At 66.3% G+C, this 26658-nt stretch carries 23 protein-coding genes and 1 tRNA gene; 14 read left to right on the top strand and 10 right to left on the bottom strand.

All coding sequences use genetic code 11. The annotated features are described in order from the left end of the window. Window positions 1-21 precede the first annotated feature (21 nt). From ybeY to miaB, 3 genes are read right to left on the bottom strand one after another with little or no spacing between them, the layout of a single operon-like run. Entirely contained in the window at window positions 22-504 is a 483-nt protein-coding gene (gene ybeY, locus AC3QL2_RS15895) for an rRNA maturation RNase YbeY (RefSeq protein WP_493231458.1), read from the bottom strand. Then, complete coding sequence (locus tag AC3QL2_RS15890; protein ID WP_493231456.1) at window positions 501-1466, bottom strand: PhoH family protein; 966 nt, start codon at window positions 1464-1466, stop codon at window positions 501-503. Before AC3QL2_RS15890 ends, ybeY begins: the two co-directional genes overlap by 4 nt. Before the next feature lie 54 nt (window positions 1467-1520). After that, a complete protein-coding gene (gene miaB, locus AC3QL2_RS15885; RefSeq protein ID WP_481121281.1) occupies window positions 1521-2855 on the bottom strand; it encodes a tRNA (N6-isopentenyl adenosine(37)-C2)-methylthiotransferase MiaB in 1335 nt (444 codons plus the stop codon). 52 nt (window positions 2856-2907) lie between these two features. Between miaB and AC3QL2_RS15880 the strand changes: the two genes are divergently transcribed. After that, window positions 2908-2984: transfer RNA gene (locus AC3QL2_RS15880), tRNA-Met, on the top strand. 244 nt (window positions 2985-3228) lie between these two features. Beyond that, window positions 3229-3453, top strand: a complete 225-nt coding sequence (locus AC3QL2_RS15875; protein ID WP_493231455.1) for a hypothetical protein — start codon at window positions 3229-3231, stop codon at window positions 3451-3453. A gap of 109 nt (window positions 3454-3562) precedes the next feature. Here AC3QL2_RS15875 and AC3QL2_RS15870 read toward each other — a convergent pair whose 3' ends face one another. Further along, on the bottom strand, window positions 3563-4303 hold the full coding sequence (locus tag AC3QL2_RS15870; protein ID WP_493231454.1) for a sulfite exporter TauE/SafE family protein: 741 nt from the start codon (window positions 4301-4303) through the stop codon (window positions 3563-3565). 322 nt (window positions 4304-4625) lie between these two features. Here AC3QL2_RS15870 and AC3QL2_RS15865 point away from each other — a divergent pair, with 322 nt between their 5' ends. Beyond that, window positions 4626-5483, top strand: coding sequence for a DUF535 family protein (locus AC3QL2_RS15865; RefSeq protein ID WP_493231452.1), 858 nt, complete (start codon window positions 4626-4628; stop codon window positions 5481-5483). Window positions 5484-5696: 213 nt separating this feature from the next. Here AC3QL2_RS15865 and AC3QL2_RS15860 read toward each other — a convergent pair whose 3' ends face one another. The 4 genes from AC3QL2_RS15860 to AC3QL2_RS15845 form a co-directional block, all read right to left on the bottom strand. Beyond that, window positions 5697-5918, bottom strand: a complete 222-nt coding sequence (locus AC3QL2_RS15860; RefSeq protein ID WP_493231451.1) for a hypothetical protein — start codon at window positions 5916-5918, stop codon at window positions 5697-5699. Between the two features lie 121 nt (window positions 5919-6039). Then, on the bottom strand, window positions 6040-6582 hold the full coding sequence (locus AC3QL2_RS15855) for a hypothetical protein (RefSeq protein ID WP_493231450.1): 543 nt from the start codon (window positions 6580-6582) through the stop codon (window positions 6040-6042). A gap of 167 nt (window positions 6583-6749) precedes the next feature. Beyond that, complete coding sequence (locus AC3QL2_RS15850) at window positions 6750-8084, bottom strand: leucine-rich repeat-containing protein kinase family protein (protein WP_493231448.1); 1335 nt, start codon at window positions 8082-8084, stop codon at window positions 6750-6752. A 50-nt stretch (window positions 8085-8134) separates the two neighbouring features. Beyond that, the gene (locus tag AC3QL2_RS15845) at window positions 8135-8920 is read right to left on the bottom strand and encodes a FadR/GntR family transcriptional regulator (RefSeq protein WP_493231447.1); all 786 of its coding nucleotides are present in this window, start codon (window positions 8918-8920) and stop codon (window positions 8135-8137) included. Window positions 8921-9200: 280 nt separating this feature from the next. Between AC3QL2_RS15845 and AC3QL2_RS15840 the strand changes: the two genes are divergently transcribed. The 5 genes from AC3QL2_RS15840 (at window position 9201) to lldP (ending at window position 16731) form a co-directional block, all read left to right on the top strand. Continuing rightward, entirely contained in the window at window positions 9201-10034 is an 834-nt protein-coding gene (locus AC3QL2_RS15840) for a (Fe-S)-binding protein (RefSeq protein WP_493231445.1), read from the top strand. Next, window positions 10031-10705 carry a LutC/YkgG family protein gene (locus tag AC3QL2_RS15835; protein WP_493231444.1) on the top strand — a complete coding sequence of 225 codons (675 nt, stop codon included), beginning with the start codon at window positions 10031-10033 and terminating at the stop codon, window positions 10703-10705. The genes AC3QL2_RS15840 and AC3QL2_RS15835 overlap by 4 nt, the downstream gene beginning before the upstream one ends. Before the next feature lie 71 nt (window positions 10706-10776). Then, complete coding sequence (locus AC3QL2_RS15830) at window positions 10777-12156, top strand: LutB/LldF family L-lactate oxidation iron-sulfur protein (protein ID WP_493231624.1); 1380 nt, start codon at window positions 10777-10779, stop codon at window positions 12154-12156. 78 nt (window positions 12157-12234) lie between these two features. Further along, entirely contained in the window at window positions 12235-15015 is a 2781-nt protein-coding gene (locus AC3QL2_RS15825) for an FAD-binding and (Fe-S)-binding domain-containing protein (RefSeq protein WP_493231442.1), read from the top strand. Window positions 15016-15084: 69 nt separating this feature from the next. Further along, the gene (lldP, locus tag AC3QL2_RS15820) at window positions 15085-16731 is read left to right on the top strand and encodes an L-lactate permease (protein WP_493231441.1); all 1647 of its coding nucleotides are present in this window, start codon (window positions 15085-15087) and stop codon (window positions 16729-16731) included. Between the two features lie 95 nt (window positions 16732-16826). On the opposite strand, the gene AC3QL2_RS15815 is transcribed toward lldP, so the two are convergent. Then, window positions 16827-17465 (bottom strand): response regulator, encoded by a 639-nt coding sequence (locus tag AC3QL2_RS15815; protein ID WP_493231439.1) that lies wholly within the window; start codon window positions 17463-17465, stop codon window positions 16827-16829. Between the two features lie 207 nt (window positions 17466-17672). Here AC3QL2_RS15815 and AC3QL2_RS15810 point away from each other — a divergent pair, with 207 nt between their 5' ends. The 6 genes from AC3QL2_RS15810 (at window position 17673) to AC3QL2_RS15785 (ending at window position 25848) form a co-directional block, all read left to right on the top strand. Beyond that, window positions 17673-19541: a methanol/ethanol family PQQ-dependent dehydrogenase gene (locus tag AC3QL2_RS15810; RefSeq protein ID WP_493231438.1), complete on the top strand. Its 1869-nt coding sequence runs from the start codon at window positions 17673-17675 to the stop codon at window positions 19539-19541. An 85-nt stretch (window positions 19542-19626) separates the two neighbouring features. Next, entirely contained in the window at window positions 19627-20205 is a 579-nt protein-coding gene (locus tag AC3QL2_RS15805; RefSeq protein ID WP_493231437.1) for a pentapeptide repeat-containing protein, read from the top strand. A gap of 5 nt (window positions 20206-20210) precedes the next feature. Next, a complete protein-coding gene (locus AC3QL2_RS15800) occupies window positions 20211-20702 on the top strand; it encodes a c-type cytochrome (protein ID WP_493231435.1) in 492 nt (163 codons plus the stop codon). Between the two features lie 73 nt (window positions 20703-20775). Beyond that, a complete protein-coding gene (locus AC3QL2_RS15795) occupies window positions 20776-21351 on the top strand; it encodes a transglutaminase-like domain-containing protein (protein ID WP_493231434.1) in 576 nt (191 codons plus the stop codon). A gap of 160 nt (window positions 21352-21511) precedes the next feature. Further along, window positions 21512-22837 (top strand): sensor domain-containing protein, encoded by a 1326-nt coding sequence (locus AC3QL2_RS15790; protein WP_493231432.1) that lies wholly within the window; start codon window positions 21512-21514, stop codon window positions 22835-22837. 47 nt (window positions 22838-22884) lie between these two features. Beyond that, entirely contained in the window at window positions 22885-25848 is a 2964-nt protein-coding gene (locus AC3QL2_RS15785; protein WP_493231430.1) for a bifunctional diguanylate cyclase/phosphodiesterase, read from the top strand. Here the strand turns inward: AC3QL2_RS15785 and AC3QL2_RS15780 are convergent. After that, window positions 25841-26617 carry an AraC family transcriptional regulator gene (locus AC3QL2_RS15780; protein WP_493231429.1) on the bottom strand — a complete coding sequence of 259 codons (777 nt, stop codon included), beginning with the start codon at window positions 26615-26617 and terminating at the stop codon, window positions 25841-25843. The two genes, AC3QL2_RS15785 and AC3QL2_RS15780, sit on opposite strands and share 8 nt — an antisense overlap. Between the last annotated feature and the right edge of the window lie 41 nt (window positions 26618-26658).

Here is a 26658-nt window from a genome sequence, read left to right as displayed (position 1 = left end):
AGCCCACCATCGAGTCTCCGGCTAGCGTTCTCCCGCGTAGGGGTCGGCGTAGCCCAGCTCAGCCAGGATCGTGCGCTCCCGCGCTTCCATCTCCTCGGCCTCGGCATCCTCTTCGTGGTCATAGCCCTGCAAATGCAGCATACCATGCACGCTTAAGTGAGCGTAATGCGCATCCAGGGCCTTGCCCTGCTCCGCCGCCTCGCGCTCGACGACCTGCCGGCACAGCACCAGATCGCCCATCAGCGGCAAACCTTCCGGCAAGGGCATGTCCTCGCCTTCATCATAGGCAAAGGTCAGTACGTTGGTGGCGTAGTCCTTGCCCCGGTAATCCCGGTTGAGCTCCTGGCCTTCGGCCTCATCGACGATGCGCACGGTGATCCGTGCGGCGCCAGGTTCGGCCGCCCGCAGCCAGCGGCGAAAATCGGTGCGGGAGGGTACGCCCTCCCTGTTGCAGGCGTATTGCACGGAAAGATCGAGTCGGCGGGGCAGCTTGATGTCGCTCATTGCGGGTTCTGTTGTTGCTGGTTGCGGTTCTGGGTGTGGCTCTCGTAGGCGGCGACGATGCGTGCCACCAGCGGGTGGCGCACCACGTCTTCCTTGAGGAACTGGGTGAAAGCGACGCCGCGCACATCGGCAAGCACCTGCGCGGCTTCGCCGAGGCCACTCTTCTGGCCGCGCGGCAGATCCACCTGGGTCAGGTCGCCGGTGATCACCGCCTTGGAGCCGATGCCGATGCGGGTCAGGAACATCTTCATCTGCTCCGGCGAGGTGTTCTGCGCCTCATCGAGGATGATGAAGGCCCGCGACAACGTGCGACCGCGCATGAAGGCCAGCGGGGCGATCTCGATGCAGCCGCGCTCGAACAGCTTGGTCACGCGGTCGAAGCCCATCAGGTCGTAGAGCGCGTCGTACAGCGGACGCAGGTACGGATCCACCTTCTGGGCCAGGTCGCCGGGCAGGAAGCCGAGGCGCTCGCCGGCCTCCACCGCCGGACGGGTGAGCACGATACGCTCCACGTGCTCCCGCTCGAAAGCATCCACCGCACTGGCCACCGCCAGGTAGGTCTTGCCGGTGCCAGCCGGACCGATGCCGAAGGTGATGTCGTGCTCCTGGATCTGGCGCAGGTAGTCCACCTGGCGCGGCGTGCGGCCATGCAACTCGCTCTTGCGGGTCAGCAGGGCCGGCGCCGGCTGGTTGGCCTGGGACAGATTGCTCAACTCGATGAGACCGAGCTGGATGTCGTCCACCGACAGGGGGTTATCGGCGCGGCCATAGAAATGGCGCAGCGCCCGCGCCCCGATCTGTGTCTGCGGCGGCTCGCCGTTCAGCGTGAAGCGCTCGCCACGGCGGGCGATGGTCACGTCGAAGGCGGTTTCGATCTGGCGGATGTTCTCGTCGAGCGCCCCGCACAGATTGGCGAGGCGCACGTTGTCGAGGGGATGCAGGACGATTTCGGTCGGTTTCATCGGACGCATGCTGCCAGACCCGCGCCCGCGGGGGAAGACAGGATCATCGACGGCTCAGTCCCGGGTGACGATCGCGCCACGCAGGGAATGGGGCAGCGCCGACACGATGGTGACGTCCACGAAATTGCCGATCAGGCGCGGATTGCCGGCGAAATTGACGACGCGGTTGTTGTCGGTACGCCCCGCCAGCTCGTTCGGATCCTTCTTCGACGGCCCTTCCACGAGGATGCGCTGGACGGTGCCGACCATGCTCTCGCTGATTTTCGCGGCGTTTTCCTCGACCCGCTTCTGCAGGCGGGACAGACGCGCCAGCTTGACGTCCTGCGGCGTATCGTCGGCCAGGTCGGCGGCCGGCGTGCCGGGGCGCGAGCTATAGATGAAGCTGAAGGAGGTGTCGAAGCCCAGATCGTCGATCAGCTTCATCGTCGCTTCGAAATCCGCCTCGGTTTCGCCGGGGAAGCCGACGATGAAGTCGGACGACAGGGAGATGTCCGGCCGCGCACCGCGCAGCTTACGCACCAGCGACTTGTATTCGAGCACCGTGTAGCCGCGCTTCATCGCCGCCAGCACCCGGTCGGAACCGGCCTGCACCGGCAGGTGCAGATGCGACACCAGCTTGGGCAGCTTGGCGTAGGCATCGACGACGCGCTGGGTCATCTCGCGGGGATGGGACGTGGTATAGCGGATCCGCTCGATACCCGGGATTTCATGCACGCATTCGAGCAGGAAGGCGAAGTCGGCCATCTCGCCGCCGTCGCCATCCACCGGCGCACGCCAGGCATTGACGTTCTGGCCGAGCAGGGTCACTTCCTTGACACCCTGGGCAGCCAGCCCCGCCACCTCGGCCAGCACGTCGGCCAGCGGACGGTAGATCTCGTCGCCGCGGGTGTAGGGCACGATGCAGAAGGTGCAGTACTTGGAACAGCCCTCCATGATCGACACGAAGGCGCTCGCCCCTTCCACGCGGGCCGGCGGCAGGTTGTCGAACTTCTCGATCTCCGGGAAGGAGATATCCACCTGCGAGCGCCCCGACGCCTTGCGCTCGGCGATCAGCTTGGGCAGGCGATGCAGGGTCTGCGGCCCGAACACCAGGTCGACATAAGGCGCACGCGCCACGATAGCCTCGCCCTCCTGGCTCGCCACGCAACCGCCGACACCGATGATCAGGTTGGGGTTCTGCTGCTTCAGATGCTTGACCCGACCGAGGTCGTGGAAGACCTTCTCCTGCGCCTTCTCACGCACGGAACACGTATTGAAGAGGATCACGTCCGCTTCTTCAGGATTGTCCGTTTTTTCCAGGCCATCGGCCGCCCCAAGCACATCCGCCATCTTGTCCGAGTCGTACTCGTTCATCTGGCAACCGAAAGTCCGGATATAAAGTTTTTTCATCGCATGTTGACCAACAACCATCAAGACACTATTATAGCGGCCTTCTCCGGTTGGTGATGTAGCTCAGATGGTTAGAGCGATGGATTCATAACCCATAGGTCGGCGGTTCGACTCCGCCCATCACCACCAACAAATTCAAGCAAAAAGGCCAATCCGAAAGGGTTGGCCTTTTTGCTTTGCGCGGCAGCGCCATCGCGTTGCCACGGAACGCCCTGCACCGCACAAGCGGGACACGCTCGCGCAGACACACGGCGGCGGTCACGAATCTGTAAATCTCCGTGACCTCGCCCGCTGCCGGAGCGCCTTCGAGACATAGTTCTCATCCCCGCCGCCCCACAGCCGGGACAATCGTGTCCAACAACAGGGAGGACATATGGGCTCGACTCATGGAAGCATCAAGCGCTGGGACGGCGCGGAACGCCGGTCGGGGCAGGATCGCCGGCAGATCGACGGAGAATCGCCGACCGGGCACGAACGCCGGAAGCGGCCCGAGCCGCGACAAATGACGGTCGTCGAGCTGTTCTTCTCCCCTGAGCAGTGGCGTGTCGCGCAGCGGCACTGGTTGCCGTCCGGCAACCGCAATGCCCGCAGCCTCTGAAGCTCCAACGGAGCCGTAACGACGGCTCCCTTGCCGCCCCATTAGGGAGCCGGCAGCCACCTTCCGCAACATCAGCACACGTCGGAGCCGGACGCCGCCAGCCCCGACCTCAGATCGGCCTGACGAACAGCCCAATCGTCAAAGCCACGCCGATCCCGACGATGGCGATGCGCAACAGGCGCTCATTCACGTGATGAAGCGCCATCGCCCCCAGCACGCCGCCGATGATCGCGCCACCACTCAGCACCAGGGCCTGCTGCCAGTGGAGCTCGGGTGACATCAGGAACAGGGCGACCGCCGACGCATTGATGACGCCGGCCAGTGCATTCTTCGTTGCTCCCGCATTGCGGGTTGCCAGCCCCGCCATCGTCAACGCGGCCATCATCAGGAAGCCGATGCCCCCGCCGAAATAGCCGCCATAAATCGAGATCAGGAACTGCGCGAAGCCCGCGCCCACCGGCCCCAGATGCATCCTGGCCAGGGACTCCCGCGGCGCAAAGCTGCCCCATGCGAACGCCACCGTCGCAAACAGCACCAGCCAGGGCACGAGGCGCGCGAAGACCGACGATGGCGTGTTCAGCAGCAGCAGGCCGCCCAGCGCGCCGCCGAGGATGCTGATCACGAACAGCCCGCGGAAGGACAGACTGTCCACCCCGGAAACCAGCTGGCGCCCTGCGACGCCGGATGCGATCTGCGCCGGAAAGAGCGCGACAGTCGAGGTGATGTTCGCCGCCAGCGGCGACAGCCCGGAGAGGATCAACGCAGGAAGGGTGATGAAGGAACCACCGCCCGCCAACGCGTTTTGCAGGCCAGCCCATAGGCCCGCCAGAAAAACCAGTACGAGGATCAAAGCCACCCCTTTTGAAGCACGGATCGCTACCGTAGAACCCGCCAAATGCGGGCCTTGCGCATATCAGCCTGCCGTCACACCAAATGCAATTCCGCGGACGCACTTCAGAGCAGACGAATTTTTTTGTTAAATTTTACTAAATCCTTACAAATAGCCAATTTGTGCAAGCACATGTTAAGACTCCCCACCTAGGATTCGCGCTACCACACACTTGCCGCCCGCCCCAATGGCTCAATCGATTGAGCGCCTCCTGCGCACAAGCCTGAATCCGGCGTATCGCCTGCACAAGCTGAGGCGACGCTTGAGGAGAATCGGGCAGGACTTGCAGTATCGGCGGATCCGCACGGACACCCGCAATCTGGAATCCCTTTTCCTCCACGAAAAGCTGACCCGCCTGTTTGCCGACACGTCCCCGCGACTGCATGCCCGCTACTACCGGGACTACGTCTCCCGCAGCTGGCAGGTGGACGAGGTGATTCACCGCATCCACGATCACTACCGTTTCCTGCTCGACCGCTTTCCCCCTGCGGCGCTCGAGGCCTTGTCCAAGGACGGCCTCACCCTGTGGTCCACCGAGTACCCGGGCATGGGCGCAGAGGTTCGCCTGCTGCTGCTGACCCATGACACGATCCGCAATGAAGGCGAATTCCAGCTGACCCTCTTCCTCAACGGCACCTGGAGCCATGCCCTGGGTTTCCTGTATCACGCCGGCCCCGACGGGAGCTACTACCCGCTGGTGTGCCGCAACCAGGGATGCGTCGGCCAGTTCGAACAGGTCAAGCAATTCCGCAAGCAGCACTTCCAGCTCGCGCCGCTGTTCCTCCTGATGGACAGCCTGATCGCCCTGAATACCTTCCTCGGTCTCGACGAAATCCAGGTCATCTCCCCCACCGAGAGCTATCAGTCGCGCCTCGGCAACGAGCGCCTCGACGCTCTCTACCGCCAGGCCTTCGAACCCTTCCACGCGCAGACCCACGCGGAAGACGGCCGGGCATCGATCCGCTTGCCACTACAGGAAAAGCCCCTGGAGAGCATCGACCGCCACCACCGCAAGCGCACCCAGCAAAAACGGCAGGCGCGGGAACAGCTGCGGGCAGCGGTAACGCAGCTCCTTGAGGAATTCGCGCGCCAACCGGAACTCGCCCTACTGCGCGAGAAAGCGCCCCTCCTCGCAGCCTGATCTGGCCGCCGGAACGCAAATCCGCCCCAAGGCTGGCAAACACAATCCGGCCGGGGGCTGGTAGGTCGAAGCCCACCGGCGCTTTGACACAGGCCCCGGAAACGACAATGCCTGCCATCTCCCGATGACAGGCATTGTCACTTGGCCGGACGGTAGCGCGCGCCGCCCCTGTCCGGTCGCTTTCAGCCGCCCTCAAGAGGCGCCGCTGGTCGATCAGGCGACGGTATTGATGAGCTGTCCGACGACCTGCCCGTTCAGATTGGAGGTGGGCTCCGGCGCGGTCTGGGCAGCTTGCGCAGCCTGAGCCTGCTGCTCCTCTTTCTTGCGCACATCCTCCGGCGCCTGCTGTTGCTGAACCTTGGTGGCTTCGGCCTGCTGCTGGAGGGCCTGGGTATAGGCAGCGCTGGAAGCGCCGCTGATCGAACTAACGCTCATGATGTACTCCTGATGATTCCACCACCTGGATCTCCAAGTGGCGCGCTTTTTTCATTTTACGGCAGGCAGCGCGCAAACATGAGGCCCACGGACGCGCTGCGTGATCGATTTCCAGATGCAACTACGGCGACGGCCGCAGCGCCTCACCAACCCCCTGCAATGGCCCCAAGGGGTTGTGGCGCACCTCGTTTTCCTCGATACGCGGCTGGCCGCTCCACTGTTTATAGACGACCTTGCCATCGATGACGACGATCAGCGCACCGAAACGCCAGCCAGTCACCAGCGTATTACGCTTGAAGTTGAGGAAATCGAGCATGAAGTTGCCGACCCGCTTGCGGTCCACGTTGCTCGGCTCCATGAAATAGCCCACGCAAGCATCCTGCACCTTCATGCATTCCTGAATACCCTTCGGGACCGTCGCCGGATCTTGCAGTTGGGACGGCAGCACCGCACGCACCACCTGGGAATGGTTGAGGATCTGCATGTTGGGCGTCGTGTAAGGATCGAAGCCCAGTTTGCGCACCTCCTCCATACCGGTCTGGTAAGGCACGATCTGGTCGAAGGTATTCTTGATATCGTCGAAATCGCGCCAGCGCTTGCCGACTTCCTGCTGGGAAGTAGGAAGCATGCCACCGCAACCGGCCAGCAGTCCGGCCAACAGCATGGACACCGTCACCTTCACAGCACACATCCTTTCCGCCACCAGGGCTGGATCTGGACACGCCCGTCATTCCTGACTCTCAGCGTAATCCGCCGACACCCGCATATCAACCACCGCCGGCCACGACCTGTGGCGGAGAACACGCAGGGCCGCGTGATCCAGGCCGGCTTTCAGCTGAAGTGCGGCGGTAGCGTCGCAATACGCGCCAGTTCGGCCTCCACTTCTGCCAACAGCGGACGCAGCGAAGGAACAGGATCCGCACAACGCCGCTGCAGGCATGTCAGAGACTGCAACCGCGGCCCGGACTCCACACAGCAAACGATCAGCTCTTCCAGCAGGCAGGCGAAGGCGCGCACTTCGAGGCGCTGCAGCGCAGGCGCCAGTCTCGCGTCGTCCGGCGCGAAGAAGGACGCGGCACCGAAATCCCCCAGCAGCACCCGCCCTTCAGCGGCGTGCAGGATGTTATGCGCGTACAGGTCGCCATGGAGAATGCCGCGCCGGTGCAGATGGGCGGCCACCGAGGCGATTCCACCGGCAATGCGCAGAACGGCATCCGCAGAGAACGTGGCGCCATCCGCATAGACGTCGCGGGTACAGGACGCCAAGCTGGGCGGCCCGGCCAAATTTGCGAAGGCCTGATCGATCAGGGCCATTACCAGACCATCGGCCGCCTCACCCTCGGCATCCAGACGACCGAGCACCGGGATCAGGCCCGGATGGTCGCCGGCCTCCAGGCAGGCCGTCATTTCGTGCTGCGGCAAGCCGTCGCTCGTCACGGCCCCCTTGAACAGCTTGACCGCCACCGGGCGCCCTCCGCCATTGCCGCTCCATTCGGCCCGATGAATCACGCCGGACGCCCCTTCGCCAAGCCGCTCGCCCAGCGACAGGTCGGCACGCGGAATGCGGATCGCCGCCTCACCGCCAAGGCGCGAGCGCTCAACGGCGGCACAGAACGGATTGCCCGCATAGGCCAGCCACGACAGGCGCGGTAGCTCGAACAACCACGCCGGCAGGACCGCCAGCCTGTTGGCCGAGATGCGCAGCAGCTCCAGGCCCATGCACGCCGCTATCGTGTCGGGCAAGGCGCGCAGCCGGTTACCGGCCAGCATCAGCTTCTGCAGGCCGGTGCAGTTGCCGATGGCCGCTGGCAGTTCAGCGATCGCGTTGTCGGTCAGGATCAGCCAGCGCAACCTGGCCGGCAGCGCCGCCGCCGGCACCGTATGCAGGCGGCAGGACTTGAAGCCGACCATCTCGAGCTGGGGACATTCACCAAGCACCTCGGGCAGCACGGTGAAGGGATTGCCCGAACAGAACAGGATGCGCAGACGGCGCAGGCGCGACAGTTCCGGCGGCAGGGAGGTCAGCCGGTTACCGGAAAGATCGAGCACCTCCAGCGTATCGGCCAGCTCCAGAATCTCTGGCGGGAAATCGGTCAGGCCACATGCCAGCTTGAGGTGGCGGGCGCCAGCCAGCCTGCCGGCGCGCAGCGCATCGAGGGAATCCATCGGCATTTTCTGAAAAGATCGGGAATGCCGATTCTAGCCTGTCCGGCCGGTTAATCCGCAGCCTTGGCCAGCTTGCGGGTTACCTGCGCGCGGGACTCGCGCGCCTCGTGCTGCGCGCGGGCGCGCATGCTCTCCTGCACGAAGTCCATATGCCGTCTGACTGCCGCATGGGCGGCCTGGGCGTTGCGGGTGCGCACCGCCTCCCAGATCGCCGCATGCTGCGCGCGCAGTTCCAACCAGTCCTCTTCGAGCCGGCGCAGGTGGCGCAGATTGCGGTCGATGTGGTCGTGGGTCACACGGAACAGGCTGGCGGTCAGGTGCCCGAACATCACGTTGTGGGCCGCCTCGGCAATGGCCTGGTGAAAGGCCAGATCAGCCTTCACCTGCTCCTCGAAAACCTCGGCCGACGGCCCCTGGGCGAACAGCGCCTCGACGCGTCCATAGGCCTCGCCGATGCGCAGCAGGTCTGCGTCCGTAGCCCGCCGGGCCGCCAGGGACGCGGCTTCCGACTCCAGCATGCCGCGGAATTCGAGCAGGTCTTCCTGCACATTCGGATGACGCCCCAGCATCTCCTGCCAGGGGTCGGTGAAGCCGGCATCGAGCCGGTCCGTCACATAGGTTCCACCGCCCTGGCGGCTGTGCAGCAGGCCCTTGGAAACCAGTTTCTGCAGGGCTTCCCGCAAGGACGGGCGGGACACGCCCAGCTCCGCCGCCAGCTCGCGCTCGGGCTGCAGGCGATCGCCTGGCTTCAGCGCGCCCTCCAGGATGCGCCGCTCCAGTTCAAGGGCAATGGTGTCGGAAAGGCGCTGGACAACCAGCTTACCGCTGCTACTCATCGGGGTCTCGCTCAAGTGGTCAGACCACAATATTACGACGGCAAAAACGCGCCAACAACTCCCCGACAGCGGACAAGTACCTCTCCAGAGACTATAAATCGGAAAATCGGAGGTATCAGGGTTTTGGATAATTGACTCGATTTTCGCCAATGCGTAAAGTTCCCGCGGACGCGATAAATTGGTCTTACCATTTTACCCGGCGACCGGTTCGAACACTCATAACGCCGCCGTGCGGAACACCGGTTCCGCACTTGCAGGCGAGACAAAGACTGGAGGAGACGTGAGCACACCCGTGGTCAGTACGCATGCCGGACATCAGGCGCGCAGCTATCCGTCCCGCCCCGAGGCGGTCTACTTCTATGGAACCTGCCTGGTGGACATGTTCGTCCCCGAAGCGGGCATGGATGCCATCACCCTCCTCGAACGGGAAGGCATCCGCGTGATCTTCCCGGACAACCAGACCTGCTGCGGCCAGCCGGCCTTCACCAGCGGCTTTCCGGAAGAGGCCCGCCAGGTTGTCGCCTCCCAGCTCGACCTGTTCCCCGGCGACTACCCCATCGTGGTTCCGTCAGGCTCCTGCGGCGGCATGATCCGCTGGCACTGGGAAAAAGTGATCGGCGACGACGCAGCCCTCCAGGCCCGCGCCGCCGCGATTGCCGCGCGCACCTACGAACTCGCCGAGTTCCTGCTCCACGTGGTCGGCTTCGACCGCAAGGACGAAGGCCCGGCCACCACCGTCACGCTGCACACATCCTGCTCTGCGCGCCGCGAGATGGGCACCCACCTGGTCGGCCGCGAATTGCTGGCCCGCCTGGGCAACGTGACCCTCGCCCACCACGACCACGAATCCGAATGCTGCGGCTTCGGCGGCACCTTCTCGCTGAAGCACCCGGACATCTCCACCGCGATGGTCACCGACAAGGTCGCGTCCCTCAAGGCCACCGGCGCCAATCAGCTGGTCACCGCCGACTGCGGCTGCATGCTCAACATCACGAAGCGCGCCGCCAAGGAAGACCTTGACGCCGGCCGCGCCAAGCCCTCCCTGCCCGGCGAGCACCTGGCCACTTTCCTGCTCCGCCGCACCGGCGGAAAACCGGCGGGAGATGCCCAATGAGCGCCCGCGACCGCATCCTGGCCAAGCTGCGCGCTACCCGGCCGGCCGAGCCCAACGCCGTGCCCGACCTGGACGCCCACTACGTGCCGCGTGCCCGCGGCGAGACCAAGGCTGAGCGCCTGGCCCGCTTCCGCGCCGGCATCGAGAGCTTCCACGCGGAAGTCCATATCAGCAGCGAAGCCGACTGGCCCGCCCTGCTGGCCCGCCTGTGCGCCGACAAGAAAGTCGCCACGATGATCTACGGCTCCGACACGGCTGCCGGCCAGCGCCTGGACCAGGCCGGCTTCGCAACCACCGTGCTGCGCCCGTGGGCCGGCCAGATCGAAGACCTCAAGGCCGACCTGTTCCACCGAGTCGACGCCGGCTTCACGCAAACCCGCGGCGCCATCGCAGAGACCGGCACGCTGATGCTGTGGTCCTCCGAAGCGGAGCCGCGCACGATGTCGCTGGTGCCGCCGATCCACTTCGCGCTGCTCGACGCCGCCACCATCCAGCCCACCTTCTTCGATGTGCTGCGCGCCGAGAACTGGGCCGCCGGCCTGCCCACCAATGCGCTACTGATCTCCGGCCCGTCGAAGACCGCCGACATCCAGCAGACCCTCGCCTACGGCGCCCACGGCCCGAAGGAACTCGTCGTGATCGTCATCAACGCCGAAGGAGACGCCCAGTGAGCAACCAGCCCCAGCAGCAATCGTCCGGCCAGCCGATCGCCTTCGTCTCCGCCCAGGCCCTGCGCGAGCGCATGCACGATGCGGTGAACAACCCGCACCTGCGCCAGAGCTTCCGCGGCGCGATGGACTTCCTGATGGCCAAGCGGGCTTCCCAGTTCCCCGATCAGGACGAACTCGACTCCCTGCGCAGCCTGTCGGAAGGCATCCGCCAGTACAGCCTGTCCAAGCTGCCCGACCTGCTCGAACAGCTCGAAGCCAACCTGACCCGCAACGGCGTGAAGGTGCACTGGGCCGAAACGCCCGACGAAGCCAACGCCATCATGCTCGACATCGCCCGCCGTCATTCGGCCAAGCTGATCGTCAAGGGCAAGTCGATGGTCAGCGAGGAGATCGAGTTCAACCACGCGATGGAGGCCGCCGGCGTCGGCGCGCTGGAGTCGGACATGGGCGAGTACATCGTCCAGCTCGCCGGCGAAAAGCCCTCCCACATCATCATGCCGGCGATCCACCAGACCAAGCAGCAGATCGCCAAGCTGTTCGCCGAGAAGATTCCCGGCGTCGATTACACCGACAACGTGGACGCGCTGATCCGGATCGGCCGCAACGTGCTGCGCGACAAGTTCGAGAGCGCCGACATCGGCTTGTCCGGCGTCAATTTCGCGGTGGCCGAGACCGGCACCCTGTGCCTCGTCGAGAACGAAGGCAACGGCCGCATGTGCACCACCGTGCCCAAGGTGCACATCGCCATCACCGGCATCGAGAAGATCGTCGAGAAGCTGGAGCACGTCGCCCCGCTGTATTCGATCCTCACCCGCTCGGCCACCGGCCAGGCGGTGTCCACCTACTTCAACATGATCTCCGGCCCGCGCCAGGCCGGCGACAAGGACGGCCCCGAGGAAGTGCACCTTGTGCTCCTCGACAACGGCCGCAGCCAGGCCTACGCCGACGAGCAACTGCGCAAGACCCTGCAGTGCATCCGCTGCGGCGCTTGCATGAACCACTGCCCGGTTTACACCCGCATCGGCGGCCACGCCTACGGCACCACTTACCCGGGCCCGATCGGCAAGATCATCTCCCCGCACATGATGGGCCTCGAACAGACCCACCTGCTGCCCACCGTGTCCAGCCTGTGCGGCGCCTGCGGTGAAGTATGCCCGGTGAAGATCCCGATCCCCGAGCTGCTGATCCGCCTGCGCGGCGAAGCCAACAGCGCGCCCCACGCCAACCCGGCGATGGTTGGCCAGGGTGCCGGCTACAACGCAACGATCAGCTTCGCCTGGAAGATGTGGGCCCGCCTGTACGGCCGCCCCGCCACCTACCGGGCCTTCAGCTGGTTGGCCACCCGCTTCCGGGCGCTGACGCCGCGCAAGCAAAGCGGCTGGACGGCGGCCCGCACGCCCCTGCAACCCGCTGCACGAAGGCTGAGGGACATGGTCAAGGACCGACGCTAACCCTGTCGCGCCGGGCTGTATCTCCCGGCGCCCCAACCCAAACCAAACCGAAAAATCCCTGCACTGGGAGGAGCCCCTGTGTCCGCTCTCATCGACGCCCTGCGCCTGCGGCTGCCCGCCGACCGCGTGATTACCGACGAACTGCGCCGCCTTGCCTACGGCACCGACGGCAGCTTCTACCGCCTGATCCCGGAAGTGGTGGCGGTCGTCAATGACGAGGCCGAGGTGCGCGACGTGGTCGACCTGGCCCGCCAGCACGGCCGCCCGGTCACCTTCCGCGCTGCCGGCACCAGCCTGTGCGGCCAAGCCGTCACCGACGGGGTGCTGGTGCTGCTCGGCGAAGGGCTGGCCACCTGCCGCATCGGCGCCAACGGCACCACCGTGCGCGTAGGCCCGGCCATCATCGGCGCCGAGGTGAACCGCCGCCTGGCCCCGCTGGGCCGCAAGATCGGCCCCGACCCCGCCTCAATCAACGCCGCCAAGATCGGCGGCATCGCTGCCAACAACAGCAGCGGCATGTGCTGCGGCACCGCCCAGAACAGCTACAACACCCTCGCCTCGGTGCGCGTGCTGCTCGCCGACGGCACCGTGCTGGACACCGGCGATACCGCCAGCGTCTCCGCCTTCAAGACCAGCCATGGCTGGCTGCTCGAGCGCCTCGCCGCGCTGGCCGCCGACGTGCGTGCCGACCACGCACTGGCCGAGCGCATCCGCGCCAAGTACAAGATCAAGAACACCACCGGCTACAGCCTCAACGCACTGGTGGACTTCAGCGACCCGGTGGACATCCTGGCCCACCTGATGATCGGCTCGGAAGGCACGCTGGGCTTCATCTCCCAGGTCACCTACAACACGGTGCCGGAATACGCCCACAAGGCCAGCGCGCTGGCCTTCTTCCCGGACATGGAAACCGCCTGCCGCGCCGTGGCCGGCCTCAAGAACCAGCCGGTGGACGCGGTGGAGCTGCTCGACCGCGCCTCCCTGCGCTGCGTCGCCCACAAGCCGGGCATGCCGGCCCTGCTGAAGACCCTGGCCGACGGCGCCACCGCGCTGCTCATCGAGACCCGCGCGCCCAATGCCGCAGCCCTCGACGAGCGCATCGCCACGGTCCTCGCCGAACTGAACCTCTACCCGCTGATCGAGAGCCCGGCCTTCACCACCGACCCGGCCGAGATCGAGCGCCTGTGGAACGTCCGCAAGGGCACCTTCCCGGCCGTCGGCGCGGTACGCAAGCCCGGCACCACGGTCATCATCGAGGACGTGGCGGTCGCCGTGCCCGACCTCGCCGCCTGCTGCCTGGACCTGCAGCACCTGTTCGCCAAGCACGGCTACCACGAGGCGATCATTTTCGGCCACGCGCTGGAAGGCAACGTGCACTTCGTGTTCACCCAGGATTTCGGCATTGAATCCGAGGTGGAACGCTACGCCGCCTTCATGGACGAGCTGTGCACCGTGCTGGTCACCAAGTACGACGCGTCCCTCAAGGCTGAGCACGGTACCGGTCGCAACATGGCCCCCTTCGTCGAACTGGAATGGGGCGCCAAGGCCTACGGGCTGATGAAGGAGATCAAGCAGCTCTTCGACCCGGAAGGCCTGCTCAACCCCGGTGTGATCATCAACGACGACGCCGAGGCCCACCTCAAGCACCTCAAGCCGATGCCCGCCGCCGGCCAGCTCTACGCCCCGGTGGACCGCTGCATCGAATGCGGCTTCTGCGAGCCCCAGTGCCCGTCCCACGGCCTGACCCTGTCGCCGCGCCAGCGCATCGTCGGCTGGCGCGAGCTGTCCCGCCGCGAGGCCGCCGGCGAAGCCCTTGGCCAGCTCGGCGAGGACTACCTCTACATGGGCCTCGACACCTGCGCCACCTGCGGCCTGTGCTCCACCGCCTGCCCGGTGGGCATCGAAACCGGCGCCCTGACCCGCGCGGTGCGCGGCGACCAACTGTCCACCGTGGCCCGCCAGCTCGGCCACGTGGCGGCCAACCATTTCGGCGCCACCCAGGCCCTGGCCCGCACGGCCATCAAGGCTGGCCACCTGGCCGAGGCGGTGATCGGCACCAAGGCCCTGTCGCGCCTCACCGGCGGCGCCTGGAAGGAAGGCATGCCCAAGCCGCAGCCGGCCGGCCGCGCCACGCGGACCGACGGCGACAAGGTGGTGTACTTCCCCACCTGCGCCGGCCGCATGTTCGGCGCCGACACGCCGGAACACGCCCTGTCCGCCACCGTCATCCGCGTGCTTGAACGGGCCGGCTACGCGCCCATCGTGCCGGACGACGTCAACAGCCTGTGCTGCGGCCAGTCCTTCGCCAGCAAGGGCCTCGCCGACGATGCCGACCGCAAGTCGGCCCAACTGGAAGCCGCGTTGCTGAAGGCCAGCAACAACGGCGAATACCCGGTCATCCTCGACGCCAGCGCCTGCTCCCTGCGCATGAAGACCTTCCTGGCCGAGCGCCTGAAGGTGTACGACCTGGTCGAATTCGCCCACGACGCGCTGCTGCCGCGCCTGATGCTGCACAAGAAGACCGATCCGATCCTGGTGCACCTCAACTGCTCGGCCCGCCGCATGGGCTTCGAAGCCAAGCTCAAGCAGCTCGCCGGCGCCTGCGCCGACAAGGTCGTGCTGCCCGCCGAGGTGAAGTGCTGCGGCTTCGGCGGCGACCGCGGCTTCGTGGTGCCCGAACTCAACGCCCACGCGCTGCGCAAGCTGCACGCCGACGTGCCTTCCAGCTGCTGCGGCGGCTATTCCAGCAACCAGACCTGCGAGATCGGCCTCACCGCCGCCACCGGCCTGCCCTACCGCTCCATCGTCCATCTGCTCGACGAATGCAGCGCCGAGGCTGCCCGCCTGGCGACGTGCTGACGCCGGCCCGCCCCCGTTTTAACCACAGATAGAAACGACCAACCGCATTCATTAGAGGAGGAATACCGAATGCAACCCTGGATGCAGATCTATGACCCGCTGGGCAACCTATGGTTGTCCTCGCTGGTCGCCGCCTTGCCGATCATCTTCTTCTTCGTCGCGCTGGCCATCCTGCGCCTGAAGGGGCATATCGCCGGTACCGTCACCGTGATCATCGCGCTGGCCGTGGCGATCTTCTTCTACAAGATGCCGGTGCAGATGGCCCTGGCCTCGGCCGGCTACGGCTTCCTTTACGGCCTGTGGCCCATCGCGTGGATCATCATCGCGGCGGTATTCCTCTACAAGATCACCGTGAAGACCGGCCAGTTCGACATCATCCGCGCGTCGGTGGTGTCGATCACCGACGACCAGCGCCTGCAGATGCTGCTGGTCGGCTTCTCCTTCGGTGCCTTCCTGGAAGGTGCGGCTGGTTTCGGCGCACCGGTGGCGATCACCGCCGCGCTGCTGGTCGGCCTGGGCTTCAACCCGCTGTACGCCGCCGGCCTGTGCCTGATCGCCAACACCGCTCCGGTGGCCTTCGGCGCGATGGGCATCCCCATCATCGTCAGCGGCCAGGTAACCGGTATCGACCCGTTCAAGATCGGCCAGATGGCCGGCCGCCAGCTCCCGCTGCTGTCGGTGATCGTGCCCTTCTGGCTGGTCGCCATGATGGACGGCTGGCGCGGCATCAAGGAAACCTGGCCGGCGATCATCGTGGCCGGCGGCGCCTTCGCCATCACCCAGTTCTTCACCGCCAACTACATCGGACCTGAGCTGCCGGACATCACCTCCGCGCTGGTCAGCCTGATCTGCCTGACGATCTTCCTGAAGAACTGGAAGCCGAAGAACATCTTCCGCTTCGACAAGCAGCACCACGCCGAGCTGGGCGAGGACAAGCACTACAGCTTCGGTGAGATCGCCAAGGCCTGGTCCCCGTTCGTGATCCTGACCATCATGGTCACCATCTGGAGCCTCAAGCCCTTCAAGGCCCTGTTCGCCAAGGACGGCGCCTTCTACGCCACCGTGCTGCAGTTCCCGGTGCCCATGCTCGACAAGCTGGTCATCAAGATGGAGCCCATCGTCACCAAGGCCACGCCCTACGCCGCGGTGTACAAGCTCGACCTGCTGTCCGCCACCGGCACCGCGATCTTCCTGGCCGCCATCATCTCGATGTTCGTGCTCGGCATGAAGTCCGGCGAGGCCGCCAAGACCCTGAAGGAAACCGTGATCGAGCTGAAGCGCCCGATCTACTCCATCGGCATGGTGCTGGCGTTCGCCTTCATCGCCAACTACTCCGGCCTGTCCGCCACGCTGGCCCTGCTGCTGGCCGGCACCGGCAAGATGTTCCCGTTCTTCGCCCCGTTCCTCGGCTGGCTGGGCGTGTTCCTGACCGGTTCCGACACCTCGTCCAACGCGCTGTTCTGCTCGCTGCAGGCCACCACCGCCCACCAGGTCGGCGTGCATGACACCCTGCTGGTGGCCGCCAACACCACCGGCGGCGTCACCGGCAAGATGATCTCGCCGCAGTCCATCGCCGTGGCCTGCGCGGCCGTCGGCCTGGTCGGCAAGGAATCGGACCTGTTCCGCTTCACCGTCAAGCACAGCCTGGCCTTCGCCACCATGGTCGGCATCATCACCACGCTGCAGGCCTATGTGTTCACGTGGATGATCCCGTGATCGGCTGAGACTTCTTCAGAACGGGGAGATGCGTCCCCTGGGAGCCTCGACGGCGGCCGTGCAAACGGTCGCCGTTTTTTTATGGCAGCCCTGGTTCAACGCGGGGACAGCGTGACGAGGCCGAACCTCGCCGCCAGCTGGATCAGCTTGAAGTCGTTGTCCACCTCCAGCTTCTGGCGGATCGCCGTCATGTGGTTGGACACCGTCTTCTGGCTCAGATGCAGGGTCTCGGCGACGCTGGCGGTGGGTTCGCCATTGACCACCATGCACAGCACGTCGAACTCCTTGGGCGTCAGGCGCGTCATCAGCGCATCGCCCTCCAGCGTCGCACTGGCCAGCACCTGGGCGATATCGACCGACAGGAAACGCCGCCCCACAGCCACCTGCCGGATCGCCTCCAGCATTTCGTCCGGCTCGCTGCACTTGGTCACGTAGCCGAGCGCCCCCAGCCGGATGGCCTGCGTGACATAGCTCGGGTTGTCGTGCATCGAGATCACCAGCACCTTCAGCCCGCGCTCCCGGGCCAGCATCCGCCGGATCGCGTCAAGCCCGCTGCTGCCGCGCAGATTGAGGTCCACCACCGCCAGGTCGATGCCGCCCACGCTCAGGCAGGCATAGGCCTCGTCGGCGGAGGCGGCCTCCGCCACCACCCGCATGTCGCCCTCGGCGTCGAGCAGACGCCGATATCCGTTACGGACCACCGCATGGTCCTCGACCAGCATGATTTGGATCACTTCACCCTCCTGACCCACTCATCATAGAGGGCCCCCCCCGCGTACGGACCATGGCCCCCTCACGTCGGGAAGAATTCCCGGTACCGCGGGGAGCGCTTCCCGCGACGGCACATGGCGTCGAATTCCATACTCCGCCCGGTCTGGACCTCCGTCACAGGGAGACGGCCCCAGGCATCGAACGACAACGAAGCGGAGACCAGAACCACCATGAAATCCCGACGCCTCAAATGCAAGATCGGCCTGCTGGCCCTCGCCCTCTCCGGCACTTTCGGCAGCGCCGCCCACGCGGCCGGCACCACCGTGAGCTGGGACGACATCCGTAACGACGACAGGACACCGGGCGACGTGCTGACCTACGGTCTGGGCCTGAAGGCCCAGCGCCACAGCACACTGAAGACCGTCAATGCGAAGAACGTCGCCGGTCTCGTGCCGGTGTGGAGCTTCTCCTTCGGCGGCGAGAAACAGCGCGGCCAGGAAGGCCAGGCGCTGGTGCACGACGGCGTGGTGTACGTCACCGCCTCCTATTCCCGCATCTACGCCATCGATGCGCGCAGCGGCAAGCGCCTGTGGGAATACGAAGCCCGTCTGCCCGAAGACATCCGCCCGTGCTGCGACGTGGTCAACCGCGGCGCCGCGCTCTACGGCGACAAGATCTTCTTCGGCACCCTCGACGCCGGCATCGTGGCCCTCAACAAGGACACCGGCAAAGTCGTGTGGAAGAAGAAGTGGGGTGACCACAAGGTCGGCTACACGATGACCGGCGCCCCCTTCGTCATCAAGGACCAGAAGAGCGGCAAGGTGCTGCTGGTGCACGGCTCATCCGGCGACGAGTTCGGCGTGGTCGGCTGGCTGTTCGCCCGTGACCCGGATACCGGCGAGGAAGTGTGGGCCCGTCCGATGGTCGAAGGCCATATGGGCCGCCTCAACGGCAAGGATAGTACGCCCACCGGCGATGCCAGCGCCCCAACCTGGCCGAAGGACAAGGACGGCAAGCTCACCGAAGCCTGGGACCACGGCGGCGGCGCCCCGTGGCAGACCGCCAGCTTCGACATCGAGAAGAACATGGTCGTCGTCGGCACCGGCAACCCGGCCCCGTGGAACACCTGGAAGCGCACCCAGGAAGGGGACGACCCGCGCAACTGGCCGAGCCTGTTCACCTCCGGCCAAGCCTATGTGGATGCCAGCACCGGCGAGCTGAAAGGCTTCTTCCAGCACACCCCGAACGACGCCTGGGACTTCTCCGGCAACAACTCGGTGGTCCTCTTCGAGTACAAGGACCCGAAGACCGGCAAGCTCGTCAAGGCCTCGGCCCACGCCGACCGCAACGGCTTCTTCTTCGTCACCGACCGGGAGAAGCTCACCAACGGCGCCGGCTACCCCAACAAACCCACCGCGCTGATCGGTGCCTGGCCCTTCGTCGAAGGCATCACCTGGGCCAAGGGCTGGGACGTGGCCGCGGGCAAGCCGATCGAGACCGGCAACCGTCCGCCCGAGCCGAAGGCCGGCGCCGACAAGGGCGACAGCGTCTTCGTCTCGCCGCCCTTCCTGGGCGGCACCAACTGGATGCCCATGTCTTACAGCCCGGACACCGGCCTGTTCTACATCCCGGCCAACCACTGGGCAATGGATTACTGGACCGAACACCTGACCTACAAGGCTGGCTCCGCCTACCTGGGCCAGGGCTTCCGCATCAAGCGCCTGTTCGACGACCACGTCGGCACCCTGCGCGCCATCGACCCGAAGACCGGCAAGATCGCCTGGGAACACAAGGAGAAGTTCCCCCTGTGGGCCGGCACCCTGACCACCGCCGGCGGCCTGCTGTTCACCGGCACCTCCGACGGCTTCATCAAGGCCTTCGACGCCAAGACGGGCAAGGAACTGTGGAAGTTCCAGACCGGCTCCGGCATCGTCTCCGTGCCCATCACCTGGGAGATGGACGGCGAGCAATACGTGGGCATTTCCTCCGGCTACGGCGGCGCCGTGCCCCTGTGGGGCGGCGACATGGCCGAGCTGACCAAGCAGGTCACCCAAGGCTCCTCGTTCTGGGCATTCAAGCTGCCCAAGATCGCGCGCTGATCCCCATCAGCGCCTTGCTCCGGGCCGGGTCCTCTCCGGCCGGCCCGGGCTTTTTCTTTGCTACCCCACCGCCGGGAGCCCTTCCATGCACTGCCACTCCAGCCTTCGCACGGTGCTGGCCGCCCTGGTCACCGGTCTTCTTGCCGGCGCGGCGCAGGCCGACGATCCGCCCGTATACAACACCTGCGGCATCTGGCCCCACGCCCGCTGCCGGGGCGCAGACCTGCGCCATGTGGATCTGTCCGCCCGCGACCTGGCCGGCACCGACTTCACCGGCGCCAACCTGGCCCGTGCCGATCTGCGCGGCGCCAACCTGGCCGGCGCGATCCTCGACGGAGCCGACCTGAGCGGCGCGCGCCTGTCCAAGGCCAACGCCCCCGGCGCCTCCTTCCGCAACGCCCGGATGATCGGCGCCGACCTGGAGTTCGCCCGCATCATGCGCAGCGACTTCAGCGGAGCCGACCTCACCGCCGCCAATCTCGAAGCCGCCCGCGCCGCCTTCGCGTGGTTCGCAGGCGCCAGGCTCACCAACGCCAACCTGCAGGAAACCAAGTTCAGCACCACCAACTTCCGTGACGCCAACCTCGAAGGTGCGCTGCTGCGCTATACGATCTTCCCCGACTCGTCCTTCGAAGGCTGCACCGGCTGCCCGACCGACTGGTAAAGACCATGCCCAAGCTCACCCTCAGCGCCCGCCTCGTCGCCCTCGGCCTCCTCGTCGGCGCGCGCCTTGCCAGCGCCAACGAAGTGGCGGACGCCAGCGTCGTCGTGGACACCTCGGCGCTGCCGGCCATCAGCGCGGCGGCCGGCGATGCCAACCCCTACCGCGGCAACCCGCGCGCCGCCGCCATCGGCCGGCAGGCCTTCAACCAGGCCTGCGCCCGCTGCCACGGCCCGGACGGCGACAACAAGGGGCAGGTCGGCCCCGACCTCCTCAAGCTCGACCGCGCCTGCTCGCGTATCGCCGACCCGACAATCCGCCAGATGTGCATCGTCGACAACGACCAGTATTTCCTCAAGTCAGTGCAAGACGGCAAAACCCGCGTCGGCGTCGTCCATATGCCGGCCTGGAAGGACGTGCTCCCGCCCGCCGCCATCTGGACGATCCGGACCTTCCTCGAAAGCCGTTCCCGTCCAGCCGCCCCGGTACCACCCCGCTGACGGCCTTCGACGCCGGACCATGCCGGTGGGATTGCTATACTGCCCGCCCACCCCACAGCCCCATCCGACAGCGATGCACGAATACCTCGCCGCCAGCCGTCACATCGACTTCGACCACCCGCTGGTCGGCGCCAAAGCCGCCGAACTCGCCCACGGCACGAGCGACAAGACCGAGATTGCCCGCCGCTGCTTCGAGTTCGTGCGCGACCACATCCACCACAGCTGGGATTGTCAGCAGAACCCGGTAACCTGCCGCGCCTCCGACGTGCTGCTGCACGGCACCGGCTACTGCTACGCCAAGAGCCACCTGCTCGCCGCGCTGCTGCGCGCCAACGACATTCCCGCCGGCCTGTGCTACCAGCGCCTGTCGGTGGGCGACGACAACTACGCGCCCTTCTGCCTGCACGGCCTCAACGCGGTGTTCCTCGACGGTTTCGGCTGGTACCGCATCGACGCCCGCGGCAACAAGCCCGGTGTCGCAGCCGACTTCTGCCCGCCCACGGAGGCCCTCGCCTTCGCCCTCCGGCCCCCGCACGAATGCGACCTGCCGGGCATCCACGCCGAACCGCTGCCGGTCGTGACGAACATCCTGGAAAACTGCAGAGATATCGCCGAGGTGATGGCCAGGCTACCCGACCTCGAACCCTGAGCGCCCCTCAAAACCTCCGCCCATCGCCGGCTTTCCAGCAAAGACGGCGCGTTCGTGTCGAATATCGCGTTTTAACCATTTCCTGCTTGCGCCCCATGGAGCACACCGGCAGTCTACGTCCAACCCGACGCAGAATCGGTACCGCCAGCCCCGACGCGAGATGGACACGAATCACCACCACCGCCTGCTGCACAGCGTAGACCTGCTCCTCGACGCGGTATTCCTCGTCGAGGCATCCGGTCGCATCGCCTACGTGAATGCGGCCAGCGCGCACATCTTCCAATACACGCCGGACGAGCTCATCGGTCGCAACATGATCGACCTCGTGGCGCCCGAAGACCGCGAACGCACACGCGAGGAGGCCCGCCACATCATGGCCGGCCACCCCCACGTAGGCTTCGAGAACCGTTACCTCCGCAAGGATGGCAGCCGCGTGCACATCATGTGGTCGGCCTGCTGGTCTGATGCGGACCAGATGCGCATCGGCGTCGCTCGCGACGTCACCGAGCAGAAGCGGGCCGAAGCCTTCCAGGCGGCCACCTACGCGATCGCCGACGCGGCGCTCAGGGCCGACGACCTGGACACGCTGTTTCCGCAGATCCACCAGATCATTGCCGAGCGCATCCCCCTGACCGGCGTGGCCGTCGCCACCAGCGACCGACAGGGCACGCTGCTGAACTTTCCGTACCAACGGGACCAGTTCGGCAGCGCCCCTCTCCTCGATGAAAGCACCGCCCGCCACTACTGCAGCGACGTCATCCTCGGCGGCCACCCACTGCTCGTCAGCGATCCCGCTCTCGCCGCTCCGGGCAGTCCCTCCAACGAACACAACACCTGGCTTTTCCTGCCCCTGGTCACCCGCCAGGACGCCATCGGCGCGCTGATCCTCCAGGCCGCCCCCGGCACCCTCGACTCCCCCAGCGACCGGGAACTGCTCAAGTTCGTGGCCACCCAGGTCGCCATTGCCGTCGAACGCGGCCAACTGAAGGCCGAGCTCGTGCATGCCGCCCAGTACGACGAACTGACCGGCCTGCCCAACCGCCGCCTCTTTCACACCTGCCTGAACCGGGCACTCGGCCGTTGCCAGCGCCACCACAGCCGCATGGCCCTGCTGTACGTGGACATCGACGAGTTCAAGAAAGTGAACGACACCCTTGGCCACGCCGCCGGCGACCTGCTGCTGCAGGAGATCGCCCACCGCCTGGAGAGCTGCGTGCGCCACGTGGACACCGTCGCCCGATTGGGCGGCGACGAGTTCGTGGTGATCCTCGAAGACATCCACGGCCCCGCCGATGCGGCCCAGGTGGCGGACAAGATCCGTCACAATCTGGCCCGTGAATTCGCCATCGACGGCCTGGCCCTGCACACCCGGGCCAGCATCGGCGTGGCGATCCATCCCGACGACGGACCGGACGCGGATACGCTGCTCCGCCATGCGGATGCCGCCATGTACCAGGGAAAGGCGCTCGGGCGCCCGGCCCGCTGAGCGGACGGCAGCCGACCGGGCCAGGCATCCCACGCGAACACGTCGGCATGAGAATCCGCAAACTCCGGAACAGACTGCTGCTCAGCGCCGTCGTCATCAGCACGGCGACGGCGCTGGCTTACATGTCGGCCGTGTCCCTGGTGATCAGCACCCAGTACCTGGAGCAGTCCCGCAGCCAGCTGAAGAAGGCCGCGACGATCATCTCCGATGAGCTGGACGAACGCCGCAATGCGCTGCTCGATGCGGCCCACCAGCTGATCGCCCAACGCAAGCTGGGCAGCACGCTCCACGCCCTGGCCCGATACGCCGCAGCCAACCCCGAGCGCGAGCCCCCGCCCGGCGCCTATCAACAGCTGGCACACGAGCTCCAGGCGACGCGAGAGAGCGCCCGCGCGAGCGGCATCGCGCTGTATGACGCCAACGGCCGCCTGATCGCCTTCACCCGCATCGACGGGCGCCTTGAACGTACGGGCTTCATCGACAGGAGCCCGGAGCTCCGCTTGATGATGGCGGAAGGCCCGCTGCGTGACGACGATGGCGCCCTCCAGCTGAAGCCGGCGCCACTGCTGCCGTCCCTCCGCCCCGAGCTCGGCCACCCGCTGCCGGCACAGACCGACGCCCATTACACGCGGGTCGACGACGGGCTGTCGATAGAGGTCCATGTACCGATCATGGCCGACGCCCCACGCCGGCAGGTCGGCCTGATCGTCATGACCCACGGCCTCGATGAAGGCTTCGTCCACGAACTGGCCCGGCGCACCGACACCGACATCAATGTGTTCACCCCCGACGGCCTGCGCCACGGCACGCTGGCCCGCTACCACCAGCCCGACCGCAACGGCCAGCCGGCAGATGCCATCGACGCCACGGCGCCGCTGGCGCTGAATGAAATCACCATCGACGGCGTCGGCTACTACCAGGGCCTGATTCCGCTCCAGCGGGACGGGCAGCCCGTCGGCAGCATCGCCACGCTGCGCTCGAAGGCCATCGTCAAAGCCAACATCTGGGAGATGATCCGCATCCTGGGGCTGATCGCCGCCGCCACCCTGGCCTTCGTACTGCCCCTGGCCTGGTATTTCTCCACCTCGATCTCCCGCCCGCTGACCACCCTCAGCCGTATCTTCCGCGGCGTCACCGACAGCGCCCACCCCATCGTCCTGCAAGACGACGAACTACTGCTGCTCGACAAGACAACCATGGACTACGAACTGGCCGACCTGACCCAGAGCTTCATCGCCATGAACGATGCGGTGAGCCAGAAAATCCGCCAGATCAACCACATCAACGCGTCCCTCGAAAACACGGTACAGGAGCGCACCGCCGCCCTCATCGCCCGGGAACAGGAGTCCCGTACCCTCATCGAGAACTCGCCGGACGCCATCACCCGCTACGACCGCGACTGCCGGCGCACCTATGCCAACCCGGCCTTTTGCGCCACCACCGGTCAGCACCCCCGCGAGCTGCTCGGCAAACGGCCAAGCGAGGTCCCCGGCGGCAGCAACGCAGAGCTCTACGAGTCGAAGATCCGCGCCGTACTGGCCGGCAACGGCAACACCCAGTTCGAGCTCAAGTGGCACAACCGGGACGGCCAGGAACGCTGCAGCCTCATCCACCTGGCCGCCGAGGTGGACAGCACCGGCAACGTGACCAGCGTGCTGGCGGTCGGACGGGACATCTCCGACCGGGTCGCCTTCGAGGAGACGATCTGGAAACAGGCCAACTTCGACTCCCTGACCCAGTTGCCCAACCGCCAGCTGTTCTACGACCGCCTGGAGCACGAAGCCCGCCTGGCCGACCGCAGCGGACGCTCGATGGTGCTGATGCTGATCGACCTGGACCACTTCAAGGAGGTCAACGACTCCCTCGGCCACGACAAGGGCGACGTCCTGCTGATCGAGGCCGGGCGGCGCATCGGCGCCTGCGTGCGCGCCTCCGACACGGTGGCCCGGCTGGGCGGCGACGAGTTCACGGTGATCCTGTCCTGCGTGGACGACATGGAGAGCGTCGAGCGCATCGCCCACGCCCTCATCGACAAGCTGTCCAGCCCCTTCCTGCTCGGCGCCGACAAGGCCTTCGTCTCCGCCAGCCTCGGCATCACCCTCTACCCCAGCGACGCCCGCGAGCTCGACATCCTCTTCAAGAACGCCGACCAGGCCATGTACGCGGCCAAGAATGCCGGCCGCAACCGCTTCAGCTACTTCACCCCCGACCTCCACGAGGCCGCCCAGAAGCGCCTGCACCTCAGCAGCGACCTGCGCAACGCGCTGGCGGCCGACGAGTTCCGCATTCACTACCAGCCCATCGTCGAACTGGCGAGCGGCCGGGTCTGCAAGGCCGAGGCGCTGATCCGCTGGGCGCATCCCCAGCACGGCCTGACCGGCCCGCTGGAGTTCATCTCGGTGGCCGAAGAAACGGGGCTGATCATTCCAATCGGTGACTGGGTCTTCAGGCAGGCCGCGCTGCAGGCCCGGCAATGGCGCAGCCGCTTCGACCACAGCTTCCAGATCAGCATCAACACTTCGCCGGCGCAGATCCGCCACGACGGCAGCGCGCTGGCCCACTGGCCGGAATACCTGGCCGAACACGGCATTCCCGGCCAGGGGGTGGTCATCGAGATCACAGAGAGCCTGCTGCTGCACGCCGAGGCACGCATCAACGGAAAGCTGCTGGGCTTCCGCGATGCCGGCATCCAGGTGGCCATCGACGACTTCGGCACCGGCTACTCGTCGCTGTCCTACCTCAAGCGCTTCGACATCGACTACCTCAAGATCGACCGCAGCTTCGTGCGCAACCTGGGCAGCGACGCCAACGACCGGGCCCTGTGCGAGGCGATCATCGTGATGGCCCACACGCTGGGCCTGAAGGTCGTCGCCGAGGGCGTGGAAACCACCACCCAGCGGGATCTGCTCATCGCCGCCGGCTGCGACTACGCCCAGGGCTACCTGTACGCCCCCGCACTGCCCGGCGACGAATTCGAACGCTGGGCCTGGTCGGCCACCACGGCTAGCTGAAGAACTGGCTCGGCGTCTGCCCGAACTGCCGCTTGAACATCGTCGTGAAGGCGCTGGGGCTGTCGTAACCCAGGGCCAGCGCGATGTCGACAACCCGCTCGCCGCTGGCCAGCAGCTCCAGTGCCTTCAGCAGACGTGCCTGCTGGCGCCATTTGCCGAAGGTCATGCCGGTCTCCCGCTGGAACAGGCGCTGGATGGTCTTCACATCCACGCCCAGGTGCGCCGCCCAGTCGCCCAGCGTGGACACGTCGTCCAGGCGCTGCTGAAGGCGCGTGCAGATCTCCAGCAAACGGGGCTCGAGCGGCATCGGCAGGTGCAGCGGCAGCACCGGCAGCGTGCGCAGCTCGTCGAGCATCAGCCGCATCAGGCGGCCGTCGCGTGAATTGGACGCGTAGGGCGCCAGCACGTCCGCCGCCGCGCGGATCAGCTCCCGCAGCAGGGCTGAAATGCCCACCACGCAGGACTCGCCCGGCAGGTTGGGCACCGCGTCCGGGAGGATGAACAGGCTGCGCATATTGACCATGCCGATGCACTGGATAGCGTGGGTCATGCCCGCCGGCATCCAGATGCCCCGCGTCGGCGGCACCACCCACTGCCCGGCATCGGCCTTCACCGCCATCACCCCATGCACTGCGTAGATCAGCTGGTGCTTGCCGTGGGCGTGGGGCGCCACCTCCCAGCCGGCCGGGTAGTCCGTCGCCCGGCAGCTCACCGGGGCGGTATTGGCGTCGATCTCGGCGAGCGCCTCGAAAAGAGGTTTCACGGTCATGAAGGCGTGCGGCGAACAATGTCTTTTTCTAGAGACTCAAC

It is taken from the genome of Zoogloea sp. GW822-FHT05C07, from assembly GCF_058800215.1.
This window is presented reverse-complemented; position numbering and strand designations above follow the sequence as displayed.

What these genes read in the sequence shown, in the direction of transcription:
- AC3QL2_RS15855 (WP_493231450.1), bottom strand. Translation starts at nt 6,582, where the DNA reads ATGCTGTTGGCCGGACTGCTGGCCGGTTGCGGTGGCATGCTTCCTACT.
- AC3QL2_RS15780 (WP_493231429.1), bottom strand. Translation starts at nt 26,617, where the DNA reads ATGACCGTGAAACCTCTTTTCGAGGCGCTCGCCGAGATCGACGCCAAT.
- AC3QL2_RS15890 (WP_493231456.1), bottom strand. Translation starts at nt 1,466, where the DNA reads ATGAAACCGACCGAAATCGTCCTGCATCCCCTCGACAACGTGCGCCTC.
- lldP (WP_493231441.1), top strand. Translation starts at nt 15,085, where the DNA reads ATGCAACCCTGGATGCAGATCTATGACCCGCTGGGCAACCTATGGTTG.
- ybeY (WP_493231458.1), bottom strand. Translation starts at nt 504, where the DNA reads ATGAGCGACATCAAGCTGCCCCGCCGACTCGATCTTTCCGTGCAATAC.
- AC3QL2_RS15850 (WP_493231448.1), bottom strand. Translation starts at nt 8,084, where the DNA reads ATGGATTCCCTCGATGCGCTGCGCGCCGGCAGGCTGGCTGGCGCCCGC.
- AC3QL2_RS15835 (WP_493231444.1), top strand. Translation starts at nt 10,031, where the DNA reads ATGAGCGCCCGCGACCGCATCCTGGCCAAGCTGCGCGCTACCCGGCCG.
- AC3QL2_RS15830 (WP_493231624.1), top strand. Translation starts at nt 10,777, where the DNA reads ATGCACGATGCGGTGAACAACCCGCACCTGCGCCAGAGCTTCCGCGGC.
- AC3QL2_RS15800 (WP_493231435.1), top strand. Translation starts at nt 20,211, where the DNA reads ATGCCCAAGCTCACCCTCAGCGCCCGCCTCGTCGCCCTCGGCCTCCTC.
- AC3QL2_RS15805 (WP_493231437.1), top strand. Translation starts at nt 19,627, where the DNA reads ATGCACTGCCACTCCAGCCTTCGCACGGTGCTGGCCGCCCTGGTCACC.
- AC3QL2_RS15875 (WP_493231455.1), top strand. Translation starts at nt 3,229, where the DNA reads ATGGGCTCGACTCATGGAAGCATCAAGCGCTGGGACGGCGCGGAACGC.
- AC3QL2_RS15790 (WP_493231432.1), top strand. Translation starts at nt 21,512, where the DNA reads ATGGACACGAATCACCACCACCGCCTGCTGCACAGCGTAGACCTGCTC.
- AC3QL2_RS15785 (WP_493231430.1), top strand. Translation starts at nt 22,885, where the DNA reads ATGAGAATCCGCAAACTCCGGAACAGACTGCTGCTCAGCGCCGTCGTC.
- miaB (WP_481121281.1), bottom strand. Translation starts at nt 2,855, where the DNA reads ATGAAAAAACTTTATATCCGGACTTTCGGTTGCCAGATGAACGAGTAC.
- AC3QL2_RS15845 (WP_493231447.1), bottom strand. Translation starts at nt 8,920, where the DNA reads ATGAGTAGCAGCGGTAAGCTGGTTGTCCAGCGCCTTTCCGACACCATT.
- AC3QL2_RS15795 (WP_493231434.1), top strand. Translation starts at nt 20,776, where the DNA reads ATGCACGAATACCTCGCCGCCAGCCGTCACATCGACTTCGACCACCCG.
- AC3QL2_RS15810 (WP_493231438.1), top strand. Translation starts at nt 17,673, where the DNA reads ATGAAATCCCGACGCCTCAAATGCAAGATCGGCCTGCTGGCCCTCGCC.
- AC3QL2_RS15860 (WP_493231451.1), bottom strand. Translation starts at nt 5,918, where the DNA reads ATGAGCGTTAGTTCGATCAGCGGCGCTTCCAGCGCTGCCTATACCCAG.